Raw genomic sequence first — 10,951 nt, forward strand, 5'->3', positions numbered from 1 at the left:
AGTAACATCGCAACATTAGCATACTCGCAATCGTACAATATAATGGAGGTTCCATCATGAAAACCCAAAAAATATTAATCCAACTCTTATGGATCTCCGCTTTGGTCATCTATCTATATCTGTTAACTAAGCTTATCTTATTTAAAGGTAACCCGGTTGATATTAAATTGGTACTGACTCAACTTAAGTTGCTCATGCAAGAGCCAGACCTTATTCATACACGAATTGTCAACTTAACGCCATTTCAGGAGATTGCAAGAGACTGGCATAGTGTGTCGTTGGGTCGACCGGGTAGTGCCATTCATCTGTTTGGCAATGTGCTCGCTTTTATTCCACTAGGTATATTTATTCCTGTGCTAATGGGTAACAAGTTGTTGGCGGGGGCAAGCGTGTTGGTGTTATCTCTACTGCTCAGTCTGGCCTATGAGGTGACACAGCTATTGACCGGTATGGGTGTATTTGATGTGGATGATCTTATCCTCAATACTGCGGGTGGAATCATTGGGTATGTTCTCTTTGCGTTGGTTCGTGGGGTGAAACGGATGATAGCAGGTGAACCTGAGCGTACTGTGAAGAAACGATATGATGCAAACAAAAGTCACACCTAAAGAGGTTGTTCAAAAAGTCCGCTTTTGATTACGAAGGATGCGAGAGCGGCATCTCAGCGTCCGATATGGAATTCAGCCGAAATAAGAGGATGCTTACGAAGTTTGTTTTCTTCGAAAACAATGTAGTTGCTCACGTAGTTTTGCCTACGCTCCGCTACTCCATTTCTATCTTCATCCCAGCTTCTCGGTACTGAAAACCGACCTTTTTGAACACGCACTTAGAGGGGGGATTTACATGTTCTATATGGCTCTTCTGATCATTGGCGTAGGTCTTATGTTCATCGCTAGTCCGCGTTATGTAACGCATACCTCAAATCGTCGTATGATGGACCGTACGGCATCCCGATGGATTGAATACTCGCTCATCATGATGTCATGCTTATTTCTTATCATGGGAGTGCTGCAAATGCTGGATCAAGCCTCCCATCATATTGGTCATTAGTAAGCAGTCTTCAGGTCAGGATATAATTAATTCATTCATTACAGACATATCATCGGCCCGTAGATATACAATAAATCCAAAAAAAGCTCCCCATCTATGCCAACCGGCAACGATGGGGAGCTTCTTTTACATCACTTCATAGCACGAAAGGTTAATGCAATTAAGCTTTTTTCATCATTTGACGCAATACAGTTTGCAGGATACCGCCGTTATGGTAGTAATCCACATCAACCATACTGTCCAGACGAGCGATAACAGGGAATTCGAACTGTGTACCGTCTTCACGAGTTACAGTTACTTTTAACTCTTGTCCTGGTTTCACGTCATTGCTTAGGCCAGTAATGTCGTATGTTTCGCGTCCATTCAGACCCAGGCTAGACCAGCCGTGACCTTCTTGGAATTGCAATGGCATAACGCCCATGCCGACAAGGTTACTACGGTGAATCCGCTCGAAACTTTCTGCGATAACGGCTTTGACGCCGAGCAAGAATGTTCCTTTTGCTGCCCAGTCACGGGAGCTTCCTGTACCATACTCTTTACCTGCGATAACGATCAGGTTCTGTCCTTCATCCTGATACTTCATGGAAGCATCGTAGATGGACATTTCTTCGTCTGTTGGCAAGTATTTCGTAATACCACCCTCAGTACCTGGAGCCACTTGGTTACGAATACGGATATTCGCAAACGTACCACGCATCATAACTTCATGGTTACCACGACGTGAGCCGTAGGAGTTGAAGTCTTTGCGCTCTACGCCATGCTCTTTCAGGTACAATCCAGCTGGGCTGGACGGTGCGATATTACCTGCTGGCGAGATGTGATCCGTTGTTACGGAATCAGCAAGCAATGCCATAACACGTGCAGAACGGATATCGGAGATATCGTTCAGCTTGTCACCAAGCTCTTGGAAGAACGGAGGATTTTGAATGTACGTGGAGTTCGGATCCCACTCGTACAATTCGCCCTCTGGTACAGGGATGTTGTTCCAACGTTCGTTAGCTGTAAATACGTTCTCGTATTTGTTACGGAACATTTGAGCGTTCAGGGAGCTAGCAATCGCATCCTTGATTTCCTCAGAGCTAGGCCAGAGGTCTTTCAGGAAAACAGGCTCGTTATTCGTATCATATCCGATTGGATCGACTTCAAAGTCAATATTCACCGTACCTGCGAGTGCGTATGCCACAACGAGTGGTGGGGAAGCCAAGTAGTTAGCTTTAACTTGAGCGTGTACACGGCCTTCGAAGTTACGGTTACCAGACAATACAGCCGCTACGGTCATATCGTTCTCAGCAATCGCTTCGCTTACTTCATCCGGCAGTGGACCGGAGTTACCGATACAAGTCGCGCAGCCGTAACCAGCAACGTTGAATCCGAGTTGATCCAAGTAGTCGATCAGACCTGCTTTTTCCAGATACTCGGTAACAACCAGAGATCCTGGAGTCAAGCTGCTTTTCACGTAGCCTGGTTTAGTCAAGCCACGTTCAACTGCTTTTTTCGCAAGCAAACCTGCTCCAACCATAACGCTAGGGTTAGATGTGTTCGTGCAGCTTGTGATGGCTGCGATTACGACAGCTCCAGCAGCAAGCTCGCTTGTTGAACCATCAGGATGCTTAACAGGTACTTTTTGTTCAAGCTTCTCTTCAGTCAGTCCGTATCCACCTTTATCAACCGGTGTGCGGATGATGCTGTTGAAGCTTTCTTTCATTTGTGTCAGCTCGATACGGTCTTGTGGACGTTTAGGTCCTGCAAGGCTTGGTACAACGGAGCCGAGGTCAAGTTCAATAACATCTGTAAATTCAGGATCTACAGTTGAAGCAGTCCGGAACATACCTTGAGCTTTGTAGTAAGCTTCAACCAGATCCACTTGCTCATCGGAACGGCCTGTGCTGCGCAAGTAGTTCAGCGTTTCGCTATCTACAGGGAAGAAACCGATTGTTGCGCCGTATTCAGGTGCCATGTTAGCTACAGTTGCACGGTCAGCAAGACCGATATTAGCAAGTCCTGGGCCGTAGAACTCTACGAATTTACCAACAACGCCTTTTTTACGAAGCATTTGGGTAACCGTCAGCGCCAGATCCGTTGCTGTTGCGCCTTCGCTCAGGCTACCAGTCAATTTGAAACCAATTACGTCAGGTGTAACAAAGTAAAGCGGTTGGCCAAGCATACCTGCTTCAGCTTCGATCCCGCCAACACCCCAACCTACAACGCCAAGACCGTTGATCATCGTTGTATGGGAGTCAGTACCTACGAGAGAGTCTGGGAATACAACCGTTTCGCCGTCAACTGTTTTGGTTGCAGCAACGGAAGCCAGGTATTCCAGGTTGACTTGGTGAACGATCCCTGTGGACGGTGGAACCGCACGGAAGTTGTTGAACGCCGTTTGTGCCCAACGCAAGAAACGGTAACGCTCTTCGTTACGCTCAAATTCAACCTTGATATTGTAGTCAAGGGCATCGTTTGTTCCGAACGCATCTACCATGACGGAGTGGTCAATAACGAGGTCAACCGGTACGAGCGGGTTGATCTGTTTTGGATCGCCGCCTGCTTTTTTAACCGTATCACGCATTGCAGCAAGGTCAACGACAACAGGTACGCCGGTGAAGTCTTGCAGAACGATACGTGCAGGAATAAATGGAATTTCTTTGTTATTGTCACGGCCATCTGCCCAGCCGGTCAATTGTTTCACATGTTCTTCGGTAATTGCGTGTCCATCGAATTGACGAACTGCTGCTTCAAGCAGCACTTTAATAGAGAAGGGAAGCTTGGAAAGGTCGCCGTAGCCGCCTTCCTGAAGAGCATCTAAACTGTAGTAGCGGTAAGACTTGCCTCCGACCTCAAGACTGCGTGCGGCGGAGAAATGGTTCTTGGCTGACATACATGTACCTCCTTAAAAATGTGTCGGTGAGATGAAGAAGACATTCATTTAAATGAAGAACAGGCCTTCATCGCTCCGTGTTCTTGTTCGTTAGTTTCATTAGGTGAAACATAATTTCATAATCGTAACTTTAGTTTTAAGTATACCGTTTCAAGAGGTCTACGTAAAGGGCTTTTTGCCTGTGAAATCCTGCTTATCAAAAAGAATGAAGGCGTTTTCTCACAAAGAGCAAGTTTGTATCATTTGGATTTCAGAAGGCGTACTCATACAACCCGGTAGGTTCTCATAGATATAGAAGTAGTTTTATTGTGCATATCGGTGGGAGATCGTCCAAACACAGCTTATGCCGAAGGGGGACAACAGCTTGGAACGGGAATGGAAGAGTGCTTTATATACGTATGTTAACCAATATAATCGCTGCGAGATTGACTACCGCCCACAGACAAGCGAACGTATTGTAACCGATCCTGCGTTTGTTCTGGATCGGGGCGAGCGTATGGCGAGATTAGACGAGTGGTATCGTAGGCGGCGGGCTGTGCCATTGCGGAGTGAGACCAGCGCCAAAATCATACGTACGGTTACCGAGAGTCCGGAAGAATCCGTGGTGGATGTGCAGCTATACAGCAGGTTGTTTTATGAGAAAAGCGGCATGACTCATCGTGAAGATCGAATTGAGCGGGAACGGTTGACCTTTCTACGGCAGAACGGAGTTTGGACGATTACACGGGTAGAACGGGAGGTGCCCGAACGTCGCCCTCCTGGAGCGAGTCGACCTTTTCAGCAGGCTGATTTTGTACAGGCGATGAATCGACCTTTGCTCAATCATGATGTGCTTAGGCAGGGGCGCAGCTCCCGTCAACAATTGTATCGCAGAGATTTAGCGGTTGCGTATGCAGATCGTTGGTGGAATACAGGCAATCCGGCATTTGAAGAATTCGAGGTAGATTGCACCAATTACGTGTCCCAGTGCCTCTTTGCAGGGGAGGCACCCATCCACTATACTGGTAGAAGAGAAGCGGGCTGGTGGTATAAAGGTTATGTAAATGGCACGGAAATGTGGAGCTATAGCTGGGCGGTATCGAACAGTTTGGAGCGTTATCTGTCCAGTAGCATTTGGGGCTTGACCGCAACGGTAGTGGAGCGTCCTGAGCAACTGATGCTGGGGGATGTCATTCTCTACGATTGGGACGGGGATGGTCGCTTTCAGCATAGCACGGTGGTAACCGCCTTTGATGCTGGTGGCATGCCGCTTGTTAACGCACATACAGTCAGCAGTCGTCACCGTTACTGGGATTACCAGGACTCTTACGCTTGGACAGAGCGTACGGTGTATCGGCTTTTTCACATTGCAGACGAATTTTGAGTCTGTTCTCACAGGGACAGAACTTGTTTTCGGTGACGAGCCAAGCCCATTCCGTGTAAAATAAGATCAGTACAGAATAACAATGGTGCCTGTCGTGATTACGTTCATGATGAAGGCATGATGCACAGATAATCGGAGGTTACGCATGAGTATGGATAAATTAAAAGTAGGCGTCGTTTATGGCGGAAAATCTGGCGAGCACGAGGTATCGCTGCAAACGGCGTTTGCTGTAACAAATGCATTTGATTATGAGAAGTATGAACTAGTTCCTTTTTACATCTCCAAGCAAGGTACATGGAAAAAAGGTTCTGTGATGCATGCGCCATTCGCGCAGATCGAAGACCTGAAGCTAGAACAAGCTGCGGGCGGAACTCAGGAAGCGCTGAACGCGCTATTCGGTCGCCTGTACGGTGGAGAAGAAGCTTTGGACGTGATGTTCCCACTGCTGCACGGCACATTCGGTGAAGACGGAACGATCCAAGGTATGTTCGAGATGGCAGATATGCCTTACGTTGGTGCGGGTGTACTCGCTTCAGCAGGTGGTATGGACAAAGTGGTAATGAAGAAATTGTTCGCACAGGCGGGTATTGACCAATGTGCCTTCACTTATTTTAACGCGACACAATGGAAACAATCTGAGCATGAAATGATCGTTCAGGTTGAAGATCAGCTAGGTTATCCGTGCTTTATCAAGCCGGCAAACCTAGGCTCAAGTGTGGGCATCTCCAAAGCACGCAACCGGGATGAATTGAAAACAGCTGTAGAATTCGCACTTCGTTATGATACGAAGGTAGTTATTGAGGAGTTCGTTGAAGCACGCGAAGTCGAGGTGAGTGTGCTAGGAAACGATGAACCGATGGCTTCGGTGCCAGGAGAAATCGTATCCTCCGGTGAATATTATGATTATGCTGCTAAGTACATTGACGGACAATCACAGATGTTGATTCCTGCACCACTCGATCCAGAAGCGGCAGATCGTATTCGTGAAGCGGCGTTGCAGGCATTTCGTGCAATCGAAGGCAATGGTATCTCCCGCGCGGACTTCTTCATCCGCAAATCGGATGGCGCCTTGCTCATTAATGAAGTGAACACAATGCCAGGTTTCACACCGTACAGCATGTATCCTTTGCTGTGGCGTGAAACGGGTGTAGCGTATGCGGAGTTGCTGGATCGCATGATTGAGCTGGCTCTGGAGCGATACAACCGCAAACAAGCTCTAAACTACGAAAATGGAGTGCAAGTATAATTTCGGATTTTATAAAATGAACTTATTATTTACACGCTAATTTAAGGAGGGATAGGCATGGGATTTCAGACTGAATTCAATTCCGTATGCAAATTCAAAAGCGAACAAGAACTATTCGAGCTGCTTGAATATGGCCGTGGCAAAATGGTTAAACAAGGATTCCGGGTATTCCCTACCGGACAGAAAGTCATTGCGTACACACCGGACAATGTGGCGGTTGCCATCGTGAAGATTGTTGCTTCCATTGCGGAGATTAACTTCCAAAACCAAGAGGTGACCGAAGTAGAGATGCAACTCATCCGTAAATTAACGGAAGAAGAATCACGCATCCAGACTGCACTTGCCGACGAGATGTTCTTTGGAGAGCAGGCGCAGGGTTAATCAACCGATTTGGTGCCTGAGCGATTATGGTCTTTCGTTTAGGGTAAAACTTGGTTATATACAAGTTGGCAAAGCTCGGCGTATCAGAGTCGGGCAGAATTGCCGCCCATAGAGAGGAAGAACTTTCATGCTCGTGCGTTTTGGTTACGTGGCTATGTCTGTGCTTGTGGAGAATGCTTCACCATCGCGCACAATGACCATGGCCAGCTTCAAAAAGATCGACGACAGGCAAGCAGCCATTCGTAAGCTGGAACGGATCGCGGCTGAGAATCTACACAATACGTTACGATTACTCAGACATAATCGCGGGAGTCATATTCATGTCTACCGTTTCTCCTCCAAATTAATTCCACTCGCAACGCATGAGGATCTAAGTGATTGGGATCCATTTCCGGCACTAAAATCTGATTTTGCAGCGATAGGTGAATTTGTGAAGGAGAATCAGATGCGTGTATCGTTTCACCCTGATCATTTTACGGTACTCAGTACACCTCGTGAGGAAGTGCTGCGTAATTCGATCAAGGATCTGCGTCATCATGTGCGGATGCTGGATGCAATGGGTCTAAATGCAACTGCCAAGAACAATATACATATTGGTGGTGCATATGGGGACAAGCCTTCTGCAGCACTTCGTTTTGAAGAGAACTTTATGAAGCTGGACAGGGATATTCAAGAGCGGATCACGCTCGAAAATGATGACAAAACCTTCAATGTGCCCGAAACTCTAGCGGTGTGTGAACATTTAGGGCTACCGATGGTACTGGATATTCATCATCAGTGGGTCAACAACGAAGGGGAAAAGCCTTGGGAGCTGTGGCCTAACATTCTGAAAACATGGACGTCACCCCTTGCCCAGGCAGATTCACCAGCGGATCGCCCACTCGTACCTAAGATTCACGTGTCCAGCCCGAAGAGTGAGAAAGATCCGCGTGGTCATGCGGACGGCGTAGAGGTAGAGCCGTTGCTGGATTTTTTAAGGCACATTGCTGCAGATACTCCTGCGCTGGATGTTATGATTGAGGCTAAACGTAAAGATGAAGCGTTGGTTCAATTGATGCAGAAGTTAGCGTTCTATCACGAAGAGGGCGTGGAGTGGGTAGACGAATCAACGGTCATTATTCATCCCTAGTGCCAAAAGAGGCTTAGGCAACTAGAAACTTTACCTCCAAAGGGACGTATACTTCTAACAAGTATTTTAATTTTTTCGTAGATTGATATAGAAAGTAGAGTGAACGCTTTGAATGAGAAGGAAAAGACACCTTATGTCGTGACAAGCAAAAGCTATACTGCCGTCGCCATCAATGCAGCTTCCAAAGCTGGAGAGTGGATCAAGAGTCGCCTTGGAACGGTAAGTGAACTTGGAATCAAGTATTCTCCGCAAGATCTGGTAACCGAAGTGGATAAAGGAGCGGAACAGATGATCCGCCGCCTCATTCTTACCCATTTTCCTGAGCATGCTATTCTGGGTGAAGAGGGCGTGGAGCCCGGACCTGAGGCTTCTGCTAGAGCGCTCCAAGAGATTCAAGATGAAGAGTATCTTTGGATTGTTGACCCCGTGGATGGCACGACCAATTTCGTGCATGGATTTCCGTTCTTTTCGGTATCTATCGGATTAGCACATCGTGGTGAAGTTATTGTAGGTGTTATTTACGATCCTTCACGGGATGAATTATTTGTAGCTGAAAAAGGAAAAGGCGCCTACGTTCATGGTAATCGTATGGGTGTATCTGGAGAGCAAGAGCTGGCGCATAGCCTTGTCGCTGTTGGCTTCCCTGCTGATCCTAACTATACCCTGCCTATTAATATGGCTGCTGTACAAGCGCTTGCCCCACAGGTACGTAACTTACGTGCTGGCGGTTCAGCTGCATTACATCTGGCTTATGTTGCAGCAGGACGACTTAGCGCTTATACGGAAATCGGACTGAAACCATGGGATATTGCAGCAGGCGCACTACTCGTTGCAGAGTCTGGTGGCACAATTACAGATACGGTTGGAACACCGTACGATCTGTCCGTTAGCCATATCGTCGCGAGTAATGGCAAAATTCATGACGCCCTGACAGGTGTACTGAAGGAAGCCAAAGCTACGGGTATGGAGTGAGCGTAACTTATCCAAGCTTGAATAACTTGTCATCGTAATCATGTGAATTCAATCAAAGGAGCGAATACCAATGGATGAATCCAAAGAACTGGAACAACGGCTCAGAGATATGCTGATGGAAGGGGACATGGAGGACTCCGGCGACGCCGAACAGCGTGAACGTCAATTGATTCCTCCCAAATATGAAGTGCGGATCCAGACGGAGCGCGACCCCATTGTCGAAGAAACGTTGAAATTCCGTCAATTAGCACGTGAAGTAGACGATCGTTATGATCGTTATCTGGAACGAGCTGCCGGTAACAAACCGGATACTGACACAGTGGATCCCAATCATTCCAAAGGTGCAGATCCGTCGCAAACTTAACCAATGGCCAATGTGTGACTATAATTAGACATAGCCAACGAATAAGAATGAACGAAATAACAGGTTATCCCGTCCGGGAAACCTGTTATTTCATGTGTCCCATCTGTAGTGGGGACAACCTCTACTTTATAATGATAGAATAGAATGACACGCACTTATGTCATTAGAATGACGGATGTACTATATAATCGTGTAAAATGATAGATTCGCGAAAAGGAGTGTTAACGAGAATGAAGCGTAAAGTTACATGGGGAAATACAGCAGCAGGATTAACAGCGAGTATGTTAGCCGGAATGTTGCTCTTAGCATCATCTGCACTGCCTGCACATGCGGCAGAGGCAGGTACAAGCACATTACCAGCGAGCACAACCGAAGCATCGTTGCCAGCGAAGAAAGATGCAGTAGCGGTAACGAAGGAGTTTCGTATCGTAACCCTGGGAGATTCTATCACTGTGGGATACGAGCCTAATTTGAAAGAGCAAGAGCTACCATATGGCTATGTAGAACGTTTGCAGGAGCAAGGCTTGCTTCATGGTCGTACGCAAGTGGATAACTTCGGCATTGCTGGGTTGAAGAGCAGTGGTCTGAAGACGTTCACGACGGCAATTAAAGAAGGCAAAACGCTCACGTCTGAAGCGATTCAACCAAGTCTGCCAGACCCAAGAGCTGGACAGATCGGAGCGAATACCGCTGCCATTCGGGAGAGTATTGCTCAAGCGAATCTAGTAGCCATTACAATTGGCGGAAATGACGTATCGGAATTGCTCGGTACAGCCAACAAGCTGAGTGATCAGGAGCTGCAAGAGAAGGTAAAAGAATTACTTACAACATATACAGCGAATATTAGTGCAACGATTACTGACATTCATGAGATTAATCCAACCGCTCGAATTGTGATTGCTGATCAATATCAACCGATGCCAGAGGTAGCAGGCAAGGAGCTTTATGCTAAACTTATGGAGGCATCCAAAGCCTTCACAACAACGATTGATGGAATTGCTGCTCAATTCACTTCCCAAGGGATCGATGTACAAGTAGCTCACGTAGCGAAAGAGTTTATTGGTGGCGAAGGTACGATGACACATATGATCAGAGATCGTGATTTCCATCCGAATCAATTGGGATATGCATCGATTGCTGAAGTGTTTTCCAAAACCATCTGGGGCAACTATACGAAACTGACAGTTCCAGCAGCAGGCGAGCCAATGAACATTATCGTCGGCGGCAAAACGCTGGATACACCGTACAAACCGATCATCCGTAGCGGCAAGAACTTTGTAGCCATTCAGGATATCGTGAACGCGGTTGGTGCAACAACGGTTTGGGATAACAAAACATCTACAGCTACAATTACTTATGGTGATCGTAAGGTTGCTGTGAAGATCGGTGCGAATGCGGTTCTAGTTAATGGAGCATCGGTTAAGGTTGACACACCTGCCTTCCTGAACAAGGTAGGCAAAGAGTCCAAAACATACGTACCTCTTGCTATGGTAGCAGAAGGTCTTGGATTTGACGTGCAATATGTAGCGAAGCTGAAAACGGTATTCGTGAATCCGTAATCGTTACTTCGT

The 10,951-nt window shown here is 46.9% G+C and carries 10 protein-coding genes; 9 read left to right on the forward strand and 1 reads right to left on the reverse strand.

Annotation, left to right across the window (positions count from 1 at the left end):
- The first annotated feature begins 56 nt into the window (after positions 1-56).
- On the forward strand, positions 57-608 hold the full coding sequence (locus V6W81_RS03365) for a VanZ family protein (RefSeq protein WP_338541541.1): 552 nt from the start codon (positions 57-59) through the stop codon (positions 606-608).
- Between the two features lie 235 nt (positions 609-843).
- Positions 844-1,050 carry a hypothetical protein gene (locus V6W81_RS03370; RefSeq protein WP_338541542.1) on the forward strand — a complete coding sequence of 69 codons (207 nt, stop codon included), beginning with the start codon at positions 844-846 and terminating at the stop codon, positions 1,048-1,050.
- Positions 1,051-1,210: 160 nt separating this feature from the next.
- Here V6W81_RS03370 and acnA read toward each other — a convergent pair whose 3' ends face one another.
- Positions 1,211-3,925 (reverse strand): aconitate hydratase AcnA, encoded by a 2,715-nt coding sequence (gene acnA, locus V6W81_RS03375; RefSeq protein WP_145052328.1) that lies wholly within the window; start codon positions 3,923-3,925, stop codon positions 1,211-1,213.
- Positions 3,926-4,268: 343 nt separating this feature from the next.
- Here acnA and V6W81_RS03380 point away from each other — a divergent pair, with 343 nt between their 5' ends.
- The 7 genes from V6W81_RS03380 to V6W81_RS03410 all read left to right on the forward strand — a co-directional run bounded on the left by V6W81_RS03380 (position 4,269) and on the right by V6W81_RS03410 (position 10,939).
- The gene (locus tag V6W81_RS03380) at positions 4,269-5,288 is read left to right on the forward strand and encodes an amidase domain-containing protein (protein WP_338541543.1); all 1,020 of its coding nucleotides are present in this window, start codon (positions 4,269-4,271) and stop codon (positions 5,286-5,288) included.
- A gap of 145 nt (positions 5,289-5,433) precedes the next feature.
- A complete protein-coding gene (locus V6W81_RS03385; RefSeq protein ID WP_338541544.1) occupies positions 5,434-6,534 on the forward strand; it encodes a D-alanine--D-alanine ligase in 1,101 nt (366 codons plus the stop codon).
- A 57-nt stretch (positions 6,535-6,591) separates the two neighbouring features.
- Positions 6,592-6,915 (forward strand): hypothetical protein, encoded by a 324-nt coding sequence (locus V6W81_RS03390; protein ID WP_145052337.1) that lies wholly within the window; start codon positions 6,592-6,594, stop codon positions 6,913-6,915.
- Positions 6,916-7,042: 127 nt separating this feature from the next.
- Positions 7,043-8,044, forward strand: coding sequence for a UV DNA damage repair endonuclease UvsE (gene uvsE / locus V6W81_RS03395; RefSeq protein ID WP_338541545.1), 1,002 nt, complete (start codon positions 7,043-7,045; stop codon positions 8,042-8,044).
- Positions 8,045-8,152: 108 nt separating this feature from the next.
- Positions 8,153-9,016 carry an inositol monophosphatase family protein gene (locus V6W81_RS03400; RefSeq protein WP_430701000.1) on the forward strand — a complete coding sequence of 288 codons (864 nt, stop codon included), beginning with the start codon at positions 8,153-8,155 and terminating at the stop codon, positions 9,014-9,016.
- A gap of 70 nt (positions 9,017-9,086) precedes the next feature.
- On the forward strand, positions 9,087-9,380 hold the full coding sequence (locus V6W81_RS03405) for a hypothetical protein (RefSeq protein ID WP_145052348.1): 294 nt from the start codon (positions 9,087-9,089) through the stop codon (positions 9,378-9,380).
- A 230-nt stretch (positions 9,381-9,610) separates the two neighbouring features.
- On the forward strand, positions 9,611-10,939 hold the full coding sequence (locus V6W81_RS03410; protein WP_338541547.1) for a stalk domain-containing protein: 1,329 nt from the start codon (positions 9,611-9,613) through the stop codon (positions 10,937-10,939).
- Positions 10,940-10,951: the final 12 nt, after the last annotated feature.

Origin of the sequence: Paenibacillus tundrae (assembly GCF_036884255.1) — a bacterium.
Lineage (GTDB): Bacteria > Bacillota > Bacilli > Paenibacillales > Paenibacillaceae > Paenibacillus.

Bases quoted from the DNA above. Each gene is read 5' to 3' on its own strand.
- V6W81_RS03365 (WP_338541541.1), top strand. From the start codon at position 57: ATGAAAACCCAAAAAATATTAATCCAACTCTTATGGATCTCCGCTTTG.
- V6W81_RS03370 (WP_338541542.1), top strand. From the start codon at position 844: ATGTTCTATATGGCTCTTCTGATCATTGGCGTAGGTCTTATGTTCATC.
- acnA (WP_145052328.1), bottom strand. From the start codon at position 3,925: ATGTCAGCCAAGAACCATTTCTCCGCCGCACGCAGTCTTGAGGTCGGA.
- V6W81_RS03380 (WP_338541543.1), top strand. From the start codon at position 4,269: ATGCCGAAGGGGGACAACAGCTTGGAACGGGAATGGAAGAGTGCTTTA.
- V6W81_RS03385 (WP_338541544.1), top strand. From the start codon at position 5,434: ATGAGTATGGATAAATTAAAAGTAGGCGTCGTTTATGGCGGAAAATCT.
- V6W81_RS03390 (WP_145052337.1), top strand. From the start codon at position 6,592: ATGGGATTTCAGACTGAATTCAATTCCGTATGCAAATTCAAAAGCGAA.
- uvsE (WP_338541545.1), top strand. From the start codon at position 7,043: ATGCTCGTGCGTTTTGGTTACGTGGCTATGTCTGTGCTTGTGGAGAAT.
- V6W81_RS03405 (WP_145052348.1), top strand. From the start codon at position 9,087: ATGGATGAATCCAAAGAACTGGAACAACGGCTCAGAGATATGCTGATG.
- V6W81_RS03410 (WP_338541547.1), top strand. From the start codon at position 9,611: ATGAAGCGTAAAGTTACATGGGGAAATACAGCAGCAGGATTAACAGCG.